The sequence below is a fragment of the Aureibacter tunicatorum genome (assembly GCF_036492635.1).
In the GTDB taxonomy this organism is placed as follows: Bacteria; Bacteroidota; Bacteroidia; order Cytophagales; family Cyclobacteriaceae; genus Aureibacter; species Aureibacter tunicatorum.
This window is the reverse complement of sequence record NZ_AP025305.1, coordinates 3,811,711-3,833,078: the sequence shown is the minus strand read 5'-3', so window position 1 is coordinate 3,833,078 and position 21,368 is coordinate 3,811,711. Positions and strand designations below refer to the sequence as shown.

The following is a 21,368-nucleotide window of genomic DNA, read 5'->3' as shown; positions in this document are numbered from 1 at the left end:
TATTACGTCTTGAATGTAAGATGGTGATATGAGATTAATAAAAATGACAATACTTTGTATTGTATTATTGTTTAGTTTTTGTGAAAATGTATATGCTCAAGAGGTGAATCAGAGTTTTGAAGCTGATTTTGGTATTTCTCTTCCACAACATAAGGATATAAATCAGTCTATGAATTTGGCATTTAATGGCACAGTTGGATTGGATATAAATGTATTGAAAAGGAAGTTGTTCATTAAACCAGAGTTCGGAATAAAAAGATCTTCAAAGAAAGTTAATTCAATTTATACAAGAAGCTCAGGGACTCTTTATGAGGTATTGACTCATTGGAATTTAGGAGCAGAAATGAGCTATAATATTTTTAAAAGAAACTCATTTGAAATACGACCAACATTATCATTAAAGCATAATTATGTGAAAAATTATTTTACCTATACCTATTATTCTGATGAATTGAAAACTATTGGAATAACTGGTAAAAAAACAGCGAAGTCGAAACACCTTTTGGATGGTATGGGACTTTCAATGGTATCAGGTGTGAAAGTGAGATATGGTCGTTTATTTTTGAAAGTTAATTATGAGATTTTTCGACCATATTTAGAAATAGATTATGATGCTATTTATAATTTGGAACATAGGCAAGTATATGAAGAGAAGAGTAAAGTAAGGTATAATATAGATAATATTTCTTTGACTTTAGGATATTCTTCGCCTATTAAAAAAAGACCGCCAATTATAAAAAATGATGCGAGATACAATAATTGAAGCACTTAAAAGAGGATAAATGCATAGAGGTATTAATTTAAATATTGTTGTTTTTTTATGTTTGTTATGTTGCTCATGTGGAGATTCAGAAGATTTAGTTTTTGATAAAGTAAATTCTTTGTATGAAACAGTTACTATTAATCCAGAAATTGAATTGTTAACAGAAGGTCAAGATCTTTACGCTCGATTAACTAATGATTCAATAATTTATGGGTATGCAAATGGATATTTCTTTACCACTAATAATTGGTTTGAAAGTTTTGACACACAAACTTTGGACGATGAAATTATACTTAATGATTATCCATTAATTTATATGGATGAGGAATATGCTTTTTTTCTAATTAATCAAAACTATAAAACTAAATACCTTAGCTTTATTTACACTGTAGATGGAGGTGATAGTTGGGAGGATATAGAGTTTCGTTTAAATGTAGGAGAAAGTCTCAAGTCTTACAAACTTGTAAAAGATAGAGTTTATTTGCTTGTTAGTGAGAATAAAGAGGACAGTAGAATTTATGAATATGATTTTGTTAAAAAAGAAAAGAGATTAATAAATTATTTTGAGAATCATTTGGGAATTGATGTTCATGCAAACTCATCAGGCGCTATTTATATAAGCTTGATTAATAAAAGTCATAGTAGTTTTGAAGAGGATAATACTATTTATTATTCTCTAGATTTTGGAAGAACATGGGAACAGAGTTTATTTGCTAATCCTGAAAAAAGAGAGATTATTTTTGTGAATAGCGATGGAGAACAATTGTTTTTAACAGATGGGGCTGCAATATATAGAAAGGTTGGAAATGAATTTGAAGAAATAAATATTAAAATCATTGATGGAAAGAATATAAGCAAAGTAATTCAATTAGATTCTAACTATTTAATGGCTTATGCTGCGAATGATATTTACATTTCTAATGATTCCGGGGCAACATGGGAGCATTTTTTTTATTTGCAAAATATTTTAAACGTATCTTTTATTAACAAAGAAATAGGAATTGTGAATTCAGGAAATGTTTTAATGATGACAAAAGACGGAGGAAAAACATGGGAAAAAATAATTTACCCATATTTTTATCAAAATAATTAATAAATATCATCTATTTAACATGTTTCTTAGTCTCTCTAATACTGATTTTCTTCTTTTTCTTCTCCGGTTGAGGATTTTGATTTTTATACTTTTTGGACGAATTGTAGTGAATCGATTCGGCCGAAATTCTATGTTTTTATGAATGTGGTTATCGTCTTGCAATGCGGAGAGCAAATCTTTTGCTTCTCGTTGAATCTTATTGATTAATTCTTTTTTCGAATACCCATAGAATTCATATTCGCTAAAATCATATAAATGATACCCAAATCGTTTGATCCATTCCATATCGTTATTTTTCCAATCCAAGCAAACTTGAAGCAAACGTTCTATCTGACTTTCATCTTCAGTGATTTTATTGAGTATGTGTTTGATTTTGAATAATTCAAATTCATTTTGGTCAAGGTGTTCTAGAATAGTCTTTTCAAATTCTTCTTGAATTCCTTTGTCTTGGTAATCCATGCTGTAAAGATTCAAGAAAAATAAATCCTCAGCAATAAGGTTGTGGTATTGGCTTTGGTTAAGCAGCCAATGCTCAAAGTAGGTGAAGGAAAGATCTCCAACAGCAGTGCTGAAGATCATTTCCTTAAGGTTATGGTCTATGTTGAGTGTTGTTTCTATATTCAAAGGCAATATTGGGTTTGTAGTTTTTTATAATTTTAGGTTTCTGGTTTTTTACTTTGCAGTGCCAAACATTCCTCTAAGCTGGTCGATGATCTGGCCTCCGTTGGATAGTGTAATTTCGCTGATTTTCTCAGAGATTTTTTCCACGTATTCCATTTCTTTGAGCTTGAATAGCATCGGGTTGTCTTCCATTAGCTTGGCGGTGTTGAGCAAGCTTCTAGTGGATGCTGTTTCTTCTCTTCGGGTGATGATATTCGCTTGAGCTTTTTTCTGAGCGATCAACACCTGATTCATTATTTCCTTTACTTCTCCCGGCAATATCAGATCTCTTACTCCGCAATCAAGAATTCTTACGCCGATTTCTTTGGTCTTCGCAGAAAGATGGTTGATGATAAATTCAGAGACCGATTCTTTTTTTGCCAATAGTTCGTCCAAAGGCAAGGTACCGACATATTCTCTCAGAGCAAGCTGAAACATTTGATATAATTGAGTTTCAAATTCCTTGGTCTTTTCTCTCGCAAGATAAATATCATATACTTGATATTGCGCCGAAAAGTTAATCCTCAGATTTACCTTGTCTTGTGTCAAAATCTCTTGTCCTGAAATCTCCAATGTTTGAGTTCTGGTATCTATGCGTTGGATTTGAATATTTTTGCTGTTAGACCAAAAATAATGAGCTCCTTGTTTTAATTCTGAATCCAATTTTCCATCAATGTAAAGCAATGCCTTTTCAAAGGGTTGAATTTCAATTTCTTTAGTCAAAAGCTTTAATGCCATGGTTTTTAATACGTTCAAGCTGATCTCGGCTGGAACTCTAGCTTCTTTCAAATCACAATATTGAAATGAATGGTTGGCAATACCTTTCCAATATGCGTATTTTCCAGCTCTCAATACTTCGCTGAAGGCACCGTCTTCATATCGAAGAACAAGTTGGTCGTCATTGACTTCAATTACTTCTATAGCGTTTTTGAAATCGTCATGCTTTAGCAATACATTTAGAGGAATGTCGCTTTGGAAAGGCTTCGCCATATTATGGATTTCCACTGAATCATTAAAGCTAATCCAGTGCTTTCCTGCTTTCAAAAGTTTATTGAAATCTCCACTTTTGAAGATCATTCCTATGTTTCCTTCATTGATTTTTATTGGTTTCATTTTATATAAGTATTATGTTGTTACACATTAAAAAGAACAAAACGGTGCATTATCATTTTCAATTCATGGAAAAAGGCTTAAGAAAAAAGCTCATTTTATTGTCTGTATGAATCGAATCAAAAGAGAATAAAATTTCTTTAGACGGTATCCGCTATTTTCTGACGAATTAAAAATTGCTTTGAGCCGTTTGCTTAAAGCCGATAATGCAAAGCCTTGTTCTTTAGGTCAATAAATTGAAGTCATAGACTTCCGAGTCATCAAATTTGCAATTTGAGGTGTCTACCAATTCCACCACTCCTTCGAGAGGAGGTGGGATTTGAACCCACACGACTATAAATTTAGCTGTTCTAACCTGCTGAACTACCTTGACCATAAGTCAAAGGGAGGATTCGAACCTCCGACCTGCTAAGCCAGAGAACCAACTTCCACAATCAGGAAAATCCTAACCTACCGGCGGATTCCTTGATGCTGTACAGAAACATCCGATTGTTTCCTTGATTCATTACAAAGTTGAAAAGCCAATGCGCAATCTTTTTGCGCAGTAAAAAAAAATATGTAATTTCTTTAAATTTTCATTTTAAACAGCTTTCATTCATGTCTCAGAGCTGATTTTTTGTAAAAAAAATATTTATGCCGGCAAATAGAAACGCACTAGTGCGCTATAAGACTATTGATCAATGTTTGAAAAATCGCTTCAGGCAATGGACCTTGGATGACTTGGTGGAAGCTTGTTCGGAAGCATTGTACGAATATGAAGGAATAGACAAAGGAGTGAGCAAACGAACAGTACAGCTTGACATTCAGATGATGCGAAGTGACAAGCTGGGGTACAATGCTCCGATCATTGTCAAAGACAGAAAGTACTATACTTATGAGGATCCGAATTATTCGATTACAAATATTCCGCTGACAGATCAGGATTTGCGCAAGCTATCCGATGCGGTGGATATATTGAAGCAGTTCAAAGGGTTTACGCAAGTGCAAGAATTGTCGGGCATGATACAGAAGCTGGAAGATTCTGTTCAGTCCAAGCGAGATAATCAAATGCCGATTATTCAGTTTGAGACCAATAATGAATTGAAGGGCTTGGAGTATCTAGAACCCTTGTATGAATCTGTATTGCATAAAAGATCCATAAAGCTGACTTATAAATCATTCAAAGCCAGAGAGGAAAGCACTTTTGACTTTCATCCGCAGTTATTGAAAGAGTTCAGGAATCGTTGGTTTGTGCTTGGGTTCAAGAATGCAAAGCAAAACCCCATGCTGTTGGCATTTGACAGGATTATCAATTTGGATAATAGTGAATGTGATTATATAGGCAATACGCGTTGGGATTTGGTTGATTACTTCAAACACGCGATCGGAGTGAGTGTCGAATATGAGCCGAAGATTGAGCGTATAGAACTGTTTGTGGAAAAGAAACACGCTCCTTATGTATTGACCAAACCAATTCATCATTCGCAAAAGAAGGTTCGAGATCTTCCTGGAGGAATTGTAGTTTCAATGTATTTACAACTTAACTATGAATTAGAAAAAGAGATATTGGGTTTTGGAGAGGCGATAAAAGTCTTAAGGCCGGCGAGATTGCAGAAGAGCATCCAGAAGCGATTGATGCTTGCCAACAGGCACTACCAGTTTAATATTAATGGAGAAGTTATCAATGAAGCTTTCAAGCGTGTTCAGCGAAAAGGTTATGCCAGTATTGACGAGTTTTATACCATACAGGAAATCCAGCAAATTCGCACATTTGTCAACTGTCGGGTAGAATGGGAGAAGCCAGTGCTTTTGCATATTGACCGGCCAGAGTCGCTGGCGATTTTGTTCAATGATAATCTGCAACGATTTATAGATGTTGGTTTAGGGAATTCGACAGAGATTATTGCAGCCTTGTTCTATCAGAATGCTCTTAGAGACGATCATCACCAGTGGCAAAAGCATCATCAGATACCGGACCGTATGGAAGAGGAAGAGATTATCTGGAGAGATGTTACCGATGAAGAATACAGAAAGCTTCATGTATTGACGATTTTCTTTGATCATGTGGATGAAAGCACGGGAGCCATACATGTGAAGCCTAGAAGCCATTGGGATCAAGAGGAGGAAGAGTTAGATGACAAGACAGTGGTTTGCGCGATGCGTCCCGGCGGAGTGCATATACAGCATGCCAAGACGACGTTTAAATATCATCTGGAAGACGAAGAGAGGGAATTTAGAGCTGTTAGGTTGTATTTGATATGATGATGAGTTGCAATCTTATGAAATTTATAAGTGTGTTATTTGTTGTATTTATTTTACATGGATGTATTCGAAAAGTTTCTTCTTGTCGTTATGACAAAGAAATGCCTGTAACATTTGACTTCAAGGCTGAAGTTAATTTCGGAATTTACAAGATTGATACGTTTACCGATTCTTTAACATATAAATTTGATTGGGATCAAGATACCACGATAAGTTTCGTCATTGGTCTGGATTTTAAAAAAGAAATTTATCAAGATCTTGTTGATATTGATATTTGTAAGTATCCACATAGTTATGCTCCGACTACTACATTATATATAACTCCGCATACTGATTATTACCTTGAATATAGGTTTAAAAATGACACGTCTATTATTGATTGGAGAGTTCACTCAGAGTCGAATGAAGTTAATGCGAAGAGATTAAGGAAAGTATTTGAAAAAATCACAAAATATATTGGCGGCTGTGATCAGATTAAGCTTCTTCCTGATTGCCAATTAGTGTTTTTTTAGACGAAGTGAGTGATGGCCTTATTTTATGTGCATTTTCGAAAGTTTTTGTAGTGTGCTTAAAATTTGAAAAGAACGAATCAGAACATGCAGTCCGACTGATTCGTTTTTGAAAGGTTTAGTTTTATTTCATAGGAGTGTAGCGATCTTTTTGATCAAACAATGTGAGATCTTTGTAGCCAGCTTTGATTTTAGCCGAATGAATTTCCCCTTTTTTGATAAAATATGAGTCGCCTTTTTTAAGTCTAAGTACTCTGCTATTGATCGTTAACTCCATTTCTCCATCCAGTACAATGCCCCATTGAGCATTATGGGAGTGAGGAGGAATCACTGCGTCTGATTCAAACTCCATGAAGATAAATTGTTGTTCTCCAGCTTGAATAAGCTTTGAAAAGACTCCTGCCACAGCGATGTCAGCAGAGGGGAATTTCGAAAGTAATGGATTTTCATTTATCATATTGTTCTTGTCTAAGTATCTCAGTTTTATAACTGATATTATCGGAATTGTTCATATAAGCAAAACTAGATAAGAGGATATTTTAAAACTTGTATATTCTTGCTATATAATCTGTTTTTGGTATTGCTTTGGGGTAATTCCGATGTATAGCTTGAAGTTTCGTGTAAAGTGAGCTTGATCATAAAAGCCTACTTGATGGCTTATTTCAGTAGCGCTATAATTGCTCTTTAAGAGCTCTCGGGCTTTATTCAACCGCAAGTTGATTAAGTATTGATGAGGACTTAAGCCTTTTTTTTTCGCAAATAGCCTGTTTAGGTGATAGGGGCTCATGCATGCGACTTTTGACAGGTCTTTCAATTCGATTTTTTGAGAATAGCGCGCATGAATATATTCCTCAACTCTTTGAATTGCAGAATGCGCATTGATGATGCTAGGGCTATGAGCTTTGAGTATTGAATGTGTTTTGAGCAAATAAGCTATGACTTCATAAAAATAGTTTTGCTTCTGTATAATATCAAAAGCATTGTTCTCCAGAATGTGATGCAAATGGATTAAGTTTCTTTCAACATAATGATCACGTATAAAAAACCGATCAAAAATACGGGCAGCATCAGGAATTTCAAATACTTGCGAAGATATATGCTCTATAACCTTGCTGTCAATGTAAAACATGCGGTAGCTAAATCCATCTTCATCAAGATTTTGACTATTGTGCACTGTAAATGGATTGACAACAGGTATATCGCCTGACACCATGTATTTGTCTTTTTTACGTTTGGGATCATAGGATTGAACGCCTCTTTCCATTACACCAATAGCGTATTCTTGGTGTGTATGGGCGTGAGTGTTTTGCGATAATATATTAGCGGACATTATCTCAACACCATCCAAGTCTTTGTCGATATGGAAGTTTAATTTATTCATTTGTTGTCGAAAGAACGTATTTGAGATTGTAAAATTATTATGACAACTCGTCTTTTAGCTATGATTTTTTCTCATTTTTTAAGTTTGTTTTTTATTAAAATAAATTTGAAATTCAATATAAACTATGTTCTTATTTGAAAAAGAATGATGTATCTGAACTAAATTAAATCAACATATGATACTTAGATTAATCGTATTTCTGTCCTTTAATTTCGGAGCTTTGGCATTAGGCAGTTATTTTACTGGCAAAGGAGTCTCTTCCGATTGGTATTCGGATTTGCTTAAGGCTCCTTGGACGCCTCCCGGTTGGATGTTTGGGCTTGCTTGGACTATAATCATGGTTTGTTTCAGCATTTATCTAGCTTATCTGTGGCCAAGTGTGAAAAGTAAAAATGTTTTGATTGCTCTTTTTAGTTTGCAATGGTTGCTGAATGTCGCATGGAATCCTACTTTCTTTTATTATCATAATGTATTATTAGCTCTGATTTTAATTGTTGCGCTTACAGTTTTAATTGGTTGCATTCTCTTTTTGTATTGGCCAGAGACAAAAGTGAAATTCGCGCTGATTCTTCCTTATTTCATTTGGCTTCTTATTGCTTCCTCCTTAAATGGGTACATATTTTTTAATAATTAAGAGAAGAGTGTAATGTATAGTACAATATCTGAATCGTTTAATAATACAAACTGGAATTACTTAAGGATAACTGATGAACTTATTAATAGTAGGTATAAATGGGTTAATGTATCACTTCCAATCGTAGATAATGAGCATTCATGGGCTCATGAACATAATATTATTAGATTATTTATTATAAGTAGAACATTTCTGTCTAAAGAGGATGCTGTGATTTGGATGAAAACTAAATCCATTTATAACTTAGATGCTATTCATCTTTCTTTGTTGGATCATTATTGCTGTCCAAAAATTAATATTCAAGATGATATTGATTCTCTAATTGATAAAGCCAATAACAAGAGTTTACTTATTTTTATTCAACTGGTGCTAGATAGATCATTGTTATGGTATGATCCAGAATCTGGATTGGGTTGGACTGGGTGCTTTCAGGAAATATTAAGAATTTCCTCTAAAAAACTACAGAGAAAAAGTATGCAAGAAGTGAGTAGGAGTGGGAATTTAGAAATTGAAGGTGTTGATTTTGTTTCACTTGAAGATTATACACATGTATTTTATAAGTTCAAAAATTTAATTAATGGTTTAGAAAGAGGAGAAGTTTATTACGATATACAAGTATTATCAAAACAGGTACATGGAGCGTTATTAAAATCGATGCAATTATTTTTTGAAGATAGTTATTATTGTCATATTCTATTACCTGAAATAGATTGGGAAAGAAAATTAAATGAAATTATTATACAAGAGACTGATTGGTGTAAATTTCAACTTAGTAGATTGTTTAACAAAGAGTGATAAGTTAACGGTAAAAGGTTTGTTAGCAATTTATATTTATGATATGGCTTCAATTAGTTTTATTAAACTCCAAATAGTTCATGGTACAGTCCTGATGACTAATTATTTTGTGGATATTGTGTTTATTCCAGTCATTGAATAAGTAATCAGTTAGAAAATATTCGTATTTTTCATTTAAGGAAATAGTTCCAAGGGATAGTTATAGCATATTGATACAAGGCTTTATCCTAGAATAGATTGTTAATTACTCCTATTTTTAAATATGAATAGATTTTTATCATTACTCATGTTATTTTCTGCATGCGCTATGATTGGGTGCAGCACGAGCAAAAAAGTTCAAGTAACATCAAAGCCTACAGTACAAAGAAAAGCAAGCTCAGGCAGTTATAATAATAAAGTACACAGGTATATCGATACATATTCTGATATTGCGATGAGCCAGATGAAAACCCACAAGATTCCGGCGAGTATCACTCTGGCTCAAGGGATATTAGAGTCAGGCAGTGGAGAGAGTGATCTAGCCAAGCGTTCCAATAACCACTTTGGAATCAAATGCCATTCGGACTGGAAGGGTAAGAAAGTATATCATGACGATAATCGCAAGGGTGAATGTTTCAGAAAGTACAATCATCCAAGAGAGTCCTTCAATGATCATTCCTTGTTCTTGAAGAAAAGTCGATACCAGTTTCTGTATAAATACAAGCCTCATGATTACAAATCTTGGGCGCATGGATTGAAAAAGGCAGGTTATGCGACTGATAGTAGATATCCGCAAAAGCTAATCGATCTTATCGAGCGTTATGATCTTCATAAATATGATCAACTGGTATTGAAAGGAAAAAGCAAGGCGCCTAAACAAGAAACTCCTAAGAAGACAAAGTCGAACAGCAGTGCTAAAACGCATACAGTAGCCAAAGGAGATACGCTTTATTCGTTGTCGAGAAAATACGGCATGTCCGTGGATCAGATAAAACGCCTGAATGGCTTGAAGTCTAATACCATCAGCATCGGGCAGAAGTTGAAGGTTAATTAGGAAAAAGCAGTGAAAAGCTATCATCGTATCAAAATCCATGATGTTTTTGAGTACATAGATCGTAATTTGAATGAGGATTTGTCATTGGAAGTATTGGCAAACCAAGCTAGCATGTCGCCTTATCACTTTCATCGTATTTTTAAGATGATTACAAGTGAAACTCCCAATGGGTATATTGTTAGACGAAAAATTGAGAAGTCGGCATCTGAGCTTGTTCATCATTTGACGAGTATTACTGAGATTGCTTTGATGTTTGGTTTTCAGGATAATTCTTCATTTACCCGATCTTTCAAAAAGTATTACGGCATGAGTCCTACAGCTTTCAGACTTGAGCATCCCAATAAGTTCTTAAGGATTAAAATGATAAATAGCAAGAATGGCCAAGTCTATCCTGATTCGGAACAATACATTTGTTTTATCAATGAACTAAAACAATGGATTATGAAAAATGCGAAAAAGGTAGGCATTAAGAATTTGCCAGCGATGCAAGTCGCTTATATCCACAGTATGGGGTTGGAAGAGTTGGGACGTAATTATCAAAAACTTGTGCAATGGGGAATGTCAGAAGGCTTAATGAATGATCAAAGCCAAATGATCACAATCTATCATGACAGCTTCAAGGTTACTGAACCTCATAAAGTGAGAATGGATGCTTGTTTGCTTCTTCAAAAAGAGCTAAAGCAAGCAAAAGAGGAGGTCAGACTAAAATTTATCCCTGAAGGAAAATTTATCGTCGGAAGTTTTGAATTAGGCATGCAGGAGTTTGAGCAGGCGTGGACTGGATTATTTTTATGGATGAATGAAAATGAATATCAAAAAGCGGATCGAGAGCCTTTTGGAATTTATTACAACGACTTCAATAGCCATCCAGAGAAGAAAGCGATAGTGGATTTGTGCATACCGATTAAGTAAATGAACTATTTTGATAAGATATCAAACAAATGAGACAAAGGAAATGTAAACCTATTGTTCAACTTACCTTTGAGCAAGCATTTATTTTGAGAGCAAATCAATTAATATATTTTCATGGATTACTTGACTTACATAAATAGTCATGCGATACCCAAGCTAAAAAAGCTGATGATGACGGAGGCGGAGAAGTACCTGGAGCTCCTTTCGATAAGTAAAAGCGATTGCTTGCTTAAGGAAGGCAGTGTTTGCAATTATTACTACTTTGTTGAGGAAGGCATCTTGAGGAATTTTTATACTAAAAAAGGAATAGAGGTAACTACAGGCTTTACGTTTCCCAATGACGTAGCGACGAATTTTCGAAGTTCTTTGCTCAAAAAGGAAAGTGATGAGACAATTCAAGCGGTTGTGGATAGCAAGGTGTATAGGATGAGCATTCAAGATTTTGAGATGATTAAAGACAAGTATCCTGAATTGAGGGAGATTCGAGAGACGTTGACTTCCGCCTACGTTTTATTGCTTGAAGAGCGATTGCACTCCATACAGTTTTGCACCGCGGCTGAGCGGTATCGTTTTTTGCTGGAGAATAATTCATACATTTTAAAGCAAATTCCACTGACTTATATCGCTTCTTATTTGGGGGTTACGCTGGAGACATTGAGCCGAATAAGAGCAAATGCTCGTTGATCTGATTATTTGATAATTGTCAAATGAATTCACTTTTATGAGCGTTAGCTTTGTGCTTCAATAACATCAGAAGTATGAAATCTATGATTCAAAGCCCTGGCTTGAAGTTAGCAAATAGAAATGATAAGCCGATCATCAAAAATATCTTAATAGACTCATTCAGGCATGATCCCCATATAATGTGGTTGATTGAGCAATCTCCTAAGCAAAATAAGCTTGAGCTTATAATGGATTATCTTATAGAAGATGCTTTCGAAGAAGGAGAGATTTATCTTACAAATGATAACATGGCGGTCGCTTTATGGAAAACGGAAAAAAAATCGGCATTAACGATTGGAGGCTTGAAGAGAGATTTTTCGTTTTTATGGAATATGGGCTTGGATTGCGTGATTCGGAATTTGAATAACAAAACCAATACCGCAAAGCAGTTCCCCAAAAATCAAGCGTTTTATTATTTGTATTCGATCGCAGTTTCTCCAGAAGCACAGGGGAGAGGCTTGGCTAGTCGTTTGATGAACCCTATGCTTGAAGAATGCGCAGTTAGAAACTTGCCGGTTTTCCTAGAGACGGGCAACGCCATGAATGTGGAGATATACAAGAAAAAAGGCTTTGTATTGACAGAAAGAATAGACCAAGGAAGTTTAAGCGTATACTATATGAAGTATTTTCCCAATTAGCTTAAAGGATGATGGTATAAGTTGTCTGATCAATATGACTTATGCCTTTGAAGTATAGTTATTTGGAAACTAAAAGCATCTTATAAGAATCGAAATGCTGGATAAACAGAATGATGTTGAATACTAAAGCGAATGCGGCTCCGCTAATTCCGTGGATATCAATTGATAGATGATAGAAGAATGCGAATATGGCTACTGGAAAAATGGCAAGTGTAGCTAAAGGCACTGCGATATTAGAGATTAGCAAGGTTCCAATAATAATCTCAAAGATGGCGATTCCCATGAAAAGATAGCCTGTTGTTTCGGTGAAGAGTCCAAGGTCTGAAACCTAGTTGAGTATAAGCTTGGACTGGTTAATACCGTTGGCGCCGAAGAATGTTAAAAAAGCTCCATAAAGAATTCTGATAATGCTGTTTGTTGCTCCCATTTTTTTGAATTTTGTTGTCAATCTGATTCAGAGCAAATTTTACAGTTGTTATCCGACATTTTTGGGTAATTATTTATTCATTTTGGTAAAAAAGGCATTTTTTGAAAAAGCTGTAAGCTTGTTTTTTTTCGAATTGCTGGTAGAATAAAATCAGCTTCAAATGTAAAAGGGTTAGAATTTTTGGAACAGAGCAATACTTTTGATTAACTGTAGTTGAATAAATTCATTTTTTAATATTTAATATAATAATTAAAGATAATAGATGTTTATGAATGACAAGTTATTATTATAGGCAATAGCTTGTTGATTGATTGTGTCTATTAACGGAGGCTGTCGCAGTGTTTTTACCTGCTTCAGTCTTTTTTAATTTGTACTTATATTGATTTTCAGTTAAATTATTGAGTGTTTAATGGGTTTAATATTTATTTTTTCAGATAAATTTATTGTGATTTTAGATGTTTTAATTGTTTTTTATGATATGATTTTTATTGATGAATTATGACTTTTATTTCAATTTAATTTGATATTTAACTCTTTAATTCATTCTAGCAATGATTAAAGCATTGATAATAAGAGTGTGAAATAGTTTTTAGTTATAGTTATATAAGAATATTTTTTTTAACTTTTTTAAAATCATGGTTAGCTTTATTGTTTTTAACAAAAAAGTATATAAATTGATATTTTTAGTTACTTGTGATGAGAATGAATTATCAATTTCATTAGAACTAAATATTAGATGCTTACGATATGAACATCGATTATTTGTATTATTTTATAAATCAGATTCATTTTTTTGGAAGGAATTCATGGCAGTAAATTTAGTAAAAGGGCAAAGATCTAATATCGAGACGAATAGCTTCAACGTAGGCTTGGGTTGGGATATTAATTCAAGAGGAGAGTCAGACCTTGATGTGACAGCATTTATGTTGGATGAGTCTGGCAATACGATTTCTGAATCATTTATTGTTTTTTATAATCAACTTGAATCGGCTGACAAGGCAGTCGTTCATACCGGAGATAACAGAACCGGCGATGGCGATGGCGATGATGAAGTGATCAGCGTTGATATCTCGAAACTTGATTCTAGAGTCGATCAGATAGTGTTTGTGGTGACGATACATGAAGCCGAAGAACGAGGTCAAAATTTTGGTCAGGTAAGAAACTCTTACATTCGTATCACAGATAAAAAGTCCAATGAAGAAATTATGATTTATGAATTGGATGAAGATTATTCCGTTGAAAAATCGATAGAGTTCGGAAGGCTGTATAAGCGTTCAGGCCAATGGAAGTTTGAAGCTATGGGAATTGGATACATGGAAGATTTAGGTTTCTTTGTTCAAAAATATGGATTAGAGGTTTAAGGAGTATTTTTAAGTATAATGGGAATAAAGTTAAAAAAAGGACAACGCGTAACGATGGGTCTTAACAAGCTGGGCGTAGGTCTGGGTTGGGACCCAAACACTTCTTCTGGTGAAGACTTTGATTTGGATGTTTCGGCTTTTTTGATTGGGTCCAATGGGAAGTGCGGCAAGCAATCCGATTTTGTTTTTTATCAAAGTGAATTAAGAACGGAGCCATTCAGCAGTAAATTCGCCAGCGATGATGATTGGAAAGCGAAGACAAGGCCGATGTCTTCAGACGGAGCTGTCTTGGGGTCATTTGATGATACTTCAGGAAACGAAAGCGATGGAGGCGACGACGAGACGATCAATATTGATCTTCAAAAGGTTAGCTCGGATACTCAAGAAATCATAATTGTGGTTACGATATATGATGCGGAATCTAGAGGACAAAATTTCGGGCAAGTTCGAAATTCATACATTCGCATATATGATGAGAACACAGGCAGAGAGGAATTGCAATACGACCTTGATGAAGATTACTCCACTGAGACTTCGATAGAGGTTGCTCGACTGTATCGTAGAGGTTCTGAGTGGAAGTTTGATGCTATGGGCATGAGTTACAACGAGGAGATAGATCACTTTTTTTATAAATATTGCGACCCAAGCTGGTTGGCGTAATTTTGACTAACAAATATGGCAGTTACATTAGTAAAAGGGCAAAAGATCAATTTGGTCAAGCCCGGAACAAGCGGAGCGAATACTAGCACGGCTCTGAAATCTTTTTGCGTGGGACTTAACTGGGGAGCTATAGAAATCCCTGCGGACGAGAGCTCATTTTTTGGAATAGTGAAAAAAGCAGTTGGAATGACAGGCAAAAAGGTTGAAGTTGACTTGGATGCCAGTTGTCTGATGGTTGATAAAAATGGCAAAGTCGTAGACTTTGTATTTTATGGAGACTTGAAAAGTAAAGACAGAGCCATAATACACAGTGGAGATGACTTGACAGGTGATATGGATGGAGATGATGGCTTGGACAATGAAGTTATCACTGTTAATTTGCCTAAGATCAATCCCGCCACCGAGCAGGTTTTCTTTTTCTTAAATAGTTATAAAAAGCAGGATTTTGCTGAAATCCCTTTTGCAAAGATTCGCATGTACGAAGGCACACCTTCCAAGGTTAATAAGGTTTTTGCGACATTCGATGTGGCTGGGGATAGTTCATATGCGGGGTATGTATCGATGATCATGGGCAAACTCTATCGACGCAATGGAGAATGGAAATTCCATGCAATTGGAGATCCTATCAAAGAGCGTGATTATAAACAGACGATTAATAAGATTCTTAAAGACTATGTATAATGCATGAGATATGGCCGCTTGTTGATTTTTCAGTTTCAGGCGGTCATATTTCATTTAGAGCGACTGGCTCAATATCGTATAGAAACATTAATCGGATAGTAAATAATTTTAGACATTCAATAACTAAACAATTAACAATGGCTATCAATCTTAAAAAAGGACAAAGGGCTAATATTGAAGCTCAGAAGTTTAATGTCGGTCTAGGTTGGGATGTAAGTCGCGGTGCGGCTGCAAGCGCTGACTTAGATGTTGTGGCTTTCATGATCGATGAGGAAGAAAAGCTTATTTCTGATGACTTCATGATTTTTTATAATCAATTAAAATCGCCTGATGGAGCTGTGACGCATTCAGGTGATAACCTGACGGGAGACGGAGATGGAGACGATGAGACGATCATGATTGATTTGGGCAATATTGATTCGCGTGTTCAGCAAATTATATTCACTGTGACTATCCATGAAGGAGAGGAAAAAAATCAAAATTTTGGACAGGTTAGAAATTCATATATTCGAATAGTTGACTCGTCATCCAAGGAAGAAATGATGATTTATGAGCTTGATGAGGATTATTCTGTAGAAACTTCGATAGAGTTCGGCAGATTGTATAAGCGATCAGGTCAGTGGAAGTTTGAAGCTATGGGAACCGGCTATATGAAGGACCTTCAGCACTTTGTAGATCGTTATCAACGATAGTAATTTAACCTTTTTAGTTAACAACAATGGCAATAAATTTAAGTAAAGGACAAAAGATCAATCTAAAGAAAGACTCGGGAAAGTCTTTGGACTCTTTTTGCGTTGGTCTTAATTGGGGAGCGATAGAAGGTAAAGCTTTTTTTGGCTTGATGTCGACGACGTCAAGCGTGGATTTGGACGGTAGTTGCATACAGTTCGATGACGAAGGAAATGATTTTGATTGCGTGTATTATGGCCACCTTAAGTCCAATGACAGGTCAATAGCGCATAGTGGAGATGATTTGACTGGAGATATAGGAGGAGACGATGGACTTGATAATGAAGTGATCTCTGTAGATTTGTCCATAGTGAACCCGAATGTAACGCAAATATATTTTGTGTTGAACAGCTATAAGAAGCAAGATTTTGCAAGCATTCCTTATGCGCGTATTCGCATGTATGAAGGCACAGCCAAAAGTGTTGAGAAAGTTTTCGCTAAGTTTGATGTTTCTTCTGAACCTCAATACGCAGGCCATGTATCTATGATTATGGGCAAGTTGTATAAAAGAAATGGTGAGTGGAAATTTCATGCAATAGGCGAGGCAATCAAAGATCGCGATCTTGACTCTACTATTTTGAGAATTAAAGAAAGCTATATTTAAATATGAGAAGACTTCCTGTATATTTGTTGGTAGATACTTCCTATTCGATGGAAGGCCAAGCTTTAAGTGCAGTTCAAAATGGGTTGGAGAATTTAGTCGCAGAGCTTAGAAGAAATCCTTATGCGTTGGAGACAGCTTATTTGAGTTTAATAAGCTTTAGCTCCAATGCCGAAACCTTGATACCATTGACTGAGCTAATGGATATTCAGTTGCCGGTGCTTAAGACTACAGGTGCTACCTCATTGGGTGAGGCATTGGAATTAGTGGCGGTAAAATCACAGTTGGAAGTTAAGAAGTCCAGTTATGACGCCAAAGGTGATTGGAAACCTTTGGTGTTTATCATGACTGATGGCGTTCCAACCGATGATTGGAAAAAGGGACTTGCCGAGTTTCAGGCACAGAGCTGGGGAGTTGTGGTCGCTTGTGGAGCTGGACCTAATGCCGATCTAAGCGTGCTTTCGCAAATTACGCCAAATGTTGTCAGTCTTGAGACTGCTGATGAAGATACAATCGGAGACTTTTTTAAATGGGTATCATCTTCTATCGGAGTTTCAAGCACCAAAGTAGAGTCGACAGGTCAAGAAGTAAGTGATTTGGGTGAGCTTCCTGCCCCTCCCAAAGGCATTAATCTTGTAAAGTAACTCTGTTTTATTTTGTTTATAGTAATTGGGAAATTCAACTAGCGTTTTTGCTTTATCGTATTTTATAGAGCGATTGAATTCCCATAAATTTTTCAGAAAAAGATCATGAATAGACGACTTCCTGTTTACTTACTCTTGGACACTTCAGGGTCAATGAAGGGAGAGCCCATTCAAGCTGTGAATGTGGGCTTGCAATCTTTGGTTTCTTCACTAAGGCAAGATCCTTATGCGCTGGATTCAGTGCATATAGCCATCGTAACTTTCGATAGGGAAGTCAATGAAGTGATGCCTCTGACGGAGCTCCCCATGTTGCATTTGCCTACAATTGGCACACCTGATTCCGGTCCAACTCATCTTGGAATGGCTTTGGAAAAACTGAATGATATTCTTAAAAGAGATATCATCAAGACAACTGCTTCGCAAAAAGGCGACTGGGCTCCTTTATTATTCATAATGACGGATGGGAAGCCTTCCGATTTGATGAAATACAGAGAGATGATTCCTGTATTGAAAAATCAACGATTCGGTAACATTATTGCTTGTGGCGCTGGACCTAAAGCAAGATCGGAGTACTTAAGAGAGCTTACTGAAAACGTAGCCATGCTGGATAATTGTGATAGCTCGACATTTCAGACTTATTTTAAATGGGTATCGGATACAATACAAGAAGGTAGCAGAAGCGCGGGAGTAACAGCTGAGTCATTGGAACTTCCTCCTCCTCCAAAGGAAGTGAATATTGTTTTGTAGGGATTCGTAGTCAATTGACGAAATCCTGTACACTTTTTATTTGAAGTTAGTGGTTGAGAGAATAGAAAAATTAAGGTTTGAGCTCGAAAGCTTGTTTGAACAGATTGATCTGAAGAAAAAAGATCTTTACAAGGCATTGGATGAACATAAGCATAGCTTGATAATGAGCCAAGCATGCCTGCATGATACTGATAAACGAGATATTGAAGTCAAAATGAGTATTGATAAAAGCGATTTGGAAAAAGTGGATATTCAACCTGAAAGCGACGAGGTGAGTTTCGATTGGGTTGAAAATAATTTTTTGAGAATGAAAAATGGCATGGATCAATCAGATTATCAATGCACATTGTCATTTGAAAATTTTGCGGAAGGGTCTAAAATTGACAATCCTAAGTTATTCTGGACTGGAGCAAATTCGGAAAATGTTGAGCATGTTCTTGCGCTTTCTGTAGATCGTCACTCGATCACATTTTCTGGAGTATTAAATGGAGCCGGAGATTTTGTGGCTCTTTTGCAATTTGATCTTTCTCACGAAGGGAACGTAGTTACTAAGGATGCAATGATAAGACTTACGGTTAATCCCGATCCTAAAAGCTTGTGGACTGAAGTTGAGCCTGGAGAAAATGAGATTTTTAGAAAAGCGCACACCGACTACGATTACCAAGAAACTGATGCTTATAAGATATTCGGCGCGTCAGTAAGAGGAAGATCTCATGCGCATAAGGGCACATTCAGAGATGACGATTTTTCCATAAGACAGATCAAAGAGTCCGGTTGGATGGTTTCGACAGTTGCCGATGGTGCGGGGTCTGCGAAATATTCTCGCAAAGGATCCAAAATAGCTTGCAATGCTGTCGTTGAATATATTGCTAATGCTGCGAGCGAGGGGCAATTGTCCGATCTGGACGATCACTTTGGCAAAGTATACCATCAACAAGATGAAAGCAAAAAAGCAGACTTGAATGGATTGATAAGCAATCTTATTTATAATGCTGCTGTGGAAGCTTATAAATCGGTCTTAGGCATTAGCGAAGAAAGAAATGAGTCAATTAAAGATTATTCCACGACTTTGTTATTCACGATTTCCAAAGTGTATGAATACGGCATGGTTGTCATGTCTTTTTGGGTAGGCGATGGTGTGATTGCGGTGATTGAGGACGATTCTTTTGAGATGTTGGGCGAGCCTGATGGAGGGGAGTTTGCCGGACAGACTAAGTTTATCAATATGCCTTCTATTTTTCAAGTTTCTGAATTTAGCAAGCGTGTTCGATTTAAGTTTTATGAAAAAATACCGAAATATATATTTTTAGCCACTGACGGTGTTACAGATCCTAAGTTTGGCTCTGATGACAATCTAAATGATTTTACGCAATGGGGTGAGTTTATGAAAGAGCTTGAGGGAAATTGCATTGCTGAAGATATACCAACAGAGGAGAGAGAAGCTAAAATATTGGAATGGATGAATTTCTGGTCAACAGGAGAGCATGATGACAGAACCATGGTGGTATTAAAAAGGAAAGACTGATGGCTAGAGAATGCAGTGTTAAGTCCATAATCAGCGGTGAAGCCGTTACTTATATAGACGAAATCATTGGACAGGGAGCGATGAAAGATGTGTACTTTTCAAAAGACAAATCTTATGTCGTGGGTTTCTTTCGGACAAAGCTGGATGAGGCCTCTCAAAATAGACTTTTGGATATCGTTGGACCTTATCGGGATCGAATTTTTAATCAACCCGGAGGGGAATATTGGAAGTCTGTATTTTGTTGGCCGTATGATATCGTTGAAAGTGATGGATTGTGGGGGGTTGTGACGCCGGTATTTCAATCGCATTTCTTTTTTGACCATGGATCTGTCAATGAGGATATGCTGGGTATACGAGGCAAAGAAAAAGAAGGAAAATGGTTTGCGTCAGGCAGTCATCAAAACCGGTTTTTGGACCCTAGAGAAAAAGGGGATCTACTTAGTTATTTGCGAATTTGCCTATTGATAAGCAGAGCTGTTAGAAGACTTCACGCGGCTGGTTTGGCGCATTCTGACCTTTCATATAAGAATGTGTTGATTGACCCTAAAGGACGAAATGCTTGCATAATAGATATCGATGGACTTGTTGTTCCGGGGAAATATCCTCCGGATGTTATCGGAACTCCTGATTTTATAGCTCCTGAAGTTATCATAAGCAAGCACCTTCCTATGGAGCAGAGAGTGTTGCCATCTATCTATACGGATCGTCATGCATTGGCCGTTTTAATATATATGTATTTGTTTTTCAGGCATCCTTTGAGAGGCGGAAAGGTTCACGATATGGATGCAGCTTTGGATGAGGAGATGACAATGGGAAACAAAGCTTTATTCATAGAGCATCCAATGGATAAGACGAACAGGCCAAAGCTTGATCAAATAAAAAAATCAGAGTTGCCTTATGCGGATGTTGGCGCGCTTCCTTATACTATAGCGGGGCCTTATCTAAAAGAACTCTTTGATAAAGCATTCATAACAGGACTTCATGATCCTGAAAAAAGGCCTACCGCTGATGAATGGGAACAAGCGCTTGTCAAAACAGTGGATTTTATTCAACCTTGTTCCAATCAAAATTGCTCGCATCATTGGTTTGTATTTGACAACAAGTTCAAGCCTGTTTGCCATTATTGCGGCACTCATTATGAGGGAGAATTGCCCGTGTTTACATTTTATTCATCAAGGGATGGAGAGAGTTTTACCGACGATAAGCATCGACTCATGATTTATCATAATCAATATTTGTATAAATGGCATGTGAATCGGTTGGTAAGTCCCAATGAAAAGTTGTCAGATGATGATAAAGCCCCTTTGGCGTATTTCTCATTGCATAATGGAAAATGGATGATGGTTAATCAATCCATAGGATTTTTAAAAGATATTGATGAAAAAAAGGTAATAAAAAAAGGAGAAGGCGTATATTTGAAGGATGGCCAGAGGCTTTTGCTTTCGGAAGAAACAGGAGGAAGGCTTGCATATGTGCAGATAGCAAATAAAAAATAACTTTA

Annotated in this window: 25 protein-coding genes; 19 read left to right on the top strand and 6 right to left on the bottom strand. The window is 36.2% G+C overall.

What is annotated here, in order from left to right:
- The first annotated feature begins 28 nt into the window (after positions 1–28).
- Both AABK36_RS16135 and AABK36_RS16130 read left to right on the top strand, forming a co-directional pair.
- Entirely contained in the window at positions 29–763 is a 735-nt protein-coding gene (locus AABK36_RS16135) for a hypothetical protein (RefSeq protein WP_309940291.1), read from the top strand.
- A gap of 19 nt (positions 764–782) precedes the next feature.
- On the top strand, positions 783–1,856 hold the full coding sequence (locus tag AABK36_RS16130; RefSeq protein ID WP_309940293.1) for a WD40/YVTN/BNR-like repeat-containing protein: 1,074 nt from the start codon (positions 783–785) through the stop codon (positions 1,854–1,856).
- A gap of 6 nt (positions 1,857–1,862) precedes the next feature.
- Here AABK36_RS16130 and AABK36_RS16125 read toward each other — a convergent pair whose 3' ends face one another.
- The 3 genes from AABK36_RS16125 to AABK36_RS16115 all read right to left on the bottom strand — a co-directional run bounded on the left by AABK36_RS16125 (position 1,863) and on the right by AABK36_RS16115 (position 4,002).
- On the bottom strand, positions 1,863–2,480 hold the full coding sequence (locus AABK36_RS16125) for a hypothetical protein (protein WP_309940294.1): 618 nt from the start codon (positions 2,478–2,480) through the stop codon (positions 1,863–1,865).
- Positions 2,481–2,528: 48 nt separating this feature from the next.
- A complete protein-coding gene (locus AABK36_RS16120) occupies positions 2,529–3,629 on the bottom strand; it encodes a slipin family protein (protein WP_309940296.1) in 1,101 nt (366 codons plus the stop codon).
- A gap of 220 nt (positions 3,630–3,849) precedes the next feature.
- Positions 3,850–4,002 carry a hypothetical protein gene (locus AABK36_RS16115; protein ID WP_309940298.1) on the bottom strand — a complete coding sequence of 51 codons (153 nt, stop codon included), beginning with the start codon at positions 4,000–4,002 and terminating at the stop codon, positions 3,850–3,852.
- Between the two features lie 257 nt (positions 4,003–4,259).
- On the opposite strand from AABK36_RS16115, the gene AABK36_RS16110 reads away from it, so the two are divergent.
- On the top strand, positions 4,260–5,867 hold the full coding sequence (locus AABK36_RS16110; RefSeq protein WP_309940299.1) for a helix-turn-helix transcriptional regulator: 1,608 nt from the start codon (positions 4,260–4,262) through the stop codon (positions 5,865–5,867).
- Between the two features lie 17 nt (positions 5,868–5,884).
- Positions 5,885–6,379 (top strand): hypothetical protein, encoded by a 495-nt coding sequence (locus AABK36_RS16105; protein ID WP_309940300.1) that lies wholly within the window; start codon positions 5,885–5,887, stop codon positions 6,377–6,379.
- 121 nt (positions 6,380–6,500) lie between these two features.
- Here AABK36_RS16105 and AABK36_RS16100 read toward each other — a convergent pair whose 3' ends face one another.
- Together AABK36_RS16100 and AABK36_RS16095 are read right to left on the bottom strand one after the other, a co-directional pair.
- On the bottom strand, positions 6,501–6,833 hold the full coding sequence (locus AABK36_RS16100; protein ID WP_309940302.1) for a cupin domain-containing protein: 333 nt from the start codon (positions 6,831–6,833) through the stop codon (positions 6,501–6,503).
- A 102-nt stretch (positions 6,834–6,935) separates the two neighbouring features.
- Positions 6,936–7,757, bottom strand: a complete 822-nt coding sequence (locus AABK36_RS16095; RefSeq protein WP_309940304.1) for a helix-turn-helix transcriptional regulator — start codon at positions 7,755–7,757, stop codon at positions 6,936–6,938.
- A gap of 175 nt (positions 7,758–7,932) precedes the next feature.
- Here AABK36_RS16095 and AABK36_RS16090 point away from each other — a divergent pair, with 175 nt between their 5' ends.
- The 6 genes from AABK36_RS16090 (at position 7,933) to AABK36_RS16065 (ending at position 12,492) form a co-directional block, all read left to right on the top strand.
- The gene (locus AABK36_RS16090) at positions 7,933–8,391 is read left to right on the top strand and encodes a TspO/MBR family protein (RefSeq protein WP_309940305.1); all 459 of its coding nucleotides are present in this window, start codon (positions 7,933–7,935) and stop codon (positions 8,389–8,391) included.
- Positions 8,392–8,403: 12 nt separating this feature from the next.
- Positions 8,404–9,186: a hypothetical protein gene (locus AABK36_RS16085; protein WP_309940307.1), complete on the top strand. Its 783-nt coding sequence runs from the start codon at positions 8,404–8,406 to the stop codon at positions 9,184–9,186.
- Positions 9,187–9,448: 262 nt separating this feature from the next.
- Entirely contained in the window at positions 9,449–10,219 is a 771-nt protein-coding gene (locus AABK36_RS16080) for a glucosaminidase domain-containing protein (protein WP_309940309.1), read from the top strand.
- Positions 10,220–10,228: 9 nt separating this feature from the next.
- Positions 10,229–11,131 carry an AraC family transcriptional regulator gene (locus AABK36_RS16075; RefSeq protein WP_309940310.1) on the top strand — a complete coding sequence of 301 codons (903 nt, stop codon included), beginning with the start codon at positions 10,229–10,231 and terminating at the stop codon, positions 11,129–11,131.
- A 114-nt stretch (positions 11,132–11,245) separates the two neighbouring features.
- Positions 11,246–11,815, top strand: a complete 570-nt coding sequence (locus tag AABK36_RS16070) for a Crp/Fnr family transcriptional regulator (RefSeq protein WP_309940311.1) — start codon at positions 11,246–11,248, stop codon at positions 11,813–11,815.
- 74 nt (positions 11,816–11,889) lie between these two features.
- The gene (locus AABK36_RS16065) at positions 11,890–12,492 is read left to right on the top strand and encodes a GNAT family N-acetyltransferase (RefSeq protein WP_309940313.1); all 603 of its coding nucleotides are present in this window, start codon (positions 11,890–11,892) and stop codon (positions 12,490–12,492) included.
- Between the two features lie 58 nt (positions 12,493–12,550).
- Here the strand turns inward: AABK36_RS16065 and AABK36_RS16060 are convergent, their stop codons facing one another.
- Positions 12,551–12,775, bottom strand: coding sequence for a hypothetical protein (locus tag AABK36_RS16060; RefSeq protein ID WP_309940315.1), 225 nt, complete (start codon positions 12,773–12,775; stop codon positions 12,551–12,553).
- 950 nt (positions 12,776–13,725) lie between these two features.
- Here AABK36_RS16060 and AABK36_RS16055 point away from each other — a divergent pair.
- The 9 genes from AABK36_RS16055 to AABK36_RS16015 all read left to right on the top strand — a co-directional run bounded on the left by AABK36_RS16055 (position 13,726) and on the right by AABK36_RS16015 (position 21,363).
- Complete coding sequence (locus tag AABK36_RS16055; protein WP_309940316.1) at positions 13,726–14,280, top strand: TerD family protein; 555 nt, start codon at positions 13,726–13,728, stop codon at positions 14,278–14,280.
- 18 nt (positions 14,281–14,298) lie between these two features.
- Entirely contained in the window at positions 14,299–14,940 is a 642-nt protein-coding gene (locus AABK36_RS16050; protein WP_309940317.1) for a TerD family protein, read from the top strand.
- 15 nt (positions 14,941–14,955) lie between these two features.
- Positions 14,956–15,621, top strand: coding sequence for a TerD family protein (locus AABK36_RS16045; protein ID WP_309940318.1), 666 nt, complete (start codon positions 14,956–14,958; stop codon positions 15,619–15,621).
- A gap of 137 nt (positions 15,622–15,758) precedes the next feature.
- The gene (locus AABK36_RS16040; protein WP_338390287.1) at positions 15,759–16,313 is read left to right on the top strand and encodes a TerD family protein; all 555 of its coding nucleotides are present in this window, start codon (positions 15,759–15,761) and stop codon (positions 16,311–16,313) included.
- Positions 16,314–16,339: 26 nt separating this feature from the next.
- Positions 16,340–16,954, top strand: coding sequence for a TerD family protein (locus AABK36_RS16035; RefSeq protein WP_309940320.1), 615 nt, complete (start codon positions 16,340–16,342; stop codon positions 16,952–16,954).
- 2 nt (positions 16,955–16,956) lie between these two features.
- Positions 16,957–17,595 carry a vWA domain-containing protein gene (locus tag AABK36_RS16030; protein ID WP_309940321.1) on the top strand — a complete coding sequence of 213 codons (639 nt, stop codon included), beginning with the start codon at positions 16,957–16,959 and terminating at the stop codon, positions 17,593–17,595.
- A 105-nt stretch (positions 17,596–17,700) separates the two neighbouring features.
- A complete protein-coding gene (locus AABK36_RS16025; RefSeq protein ID WP_309940322.1) occupies positions 17,701–18,342 on the top strand; it encodes a vWA domain-containing protein in 642 nt (213 codons plus the stop codon).
- 49 nt (positions 18,343–18,391) lie between these two features.
- Entirely contained in the window at positions 18,392–19,867 is a 1,476-nt protein-coding gene (locus AABK36_RS16020) for a PP2C family serine/threonine-protein phosphatase (protein ID WP_309940443.1), read from the top strand.
- Positions 19,867–21,363, top strand: coding sequence for a helix-hairpin-helix domain-containing protein (locus AABK36_RS16015; RefSeq protein WP_309940324.1), 1,497 nt, complete (start codon positions 19,867–19,869; stop codon positions 21,361–21,363). Before AABK36_RS16020 ends, AABK36_RS16015 begins: the two co-directional genes overlap by 1 nt.
- The last annotated feature ends 5 nt before the right edge of the window (positions 21,364–21,368 follow it).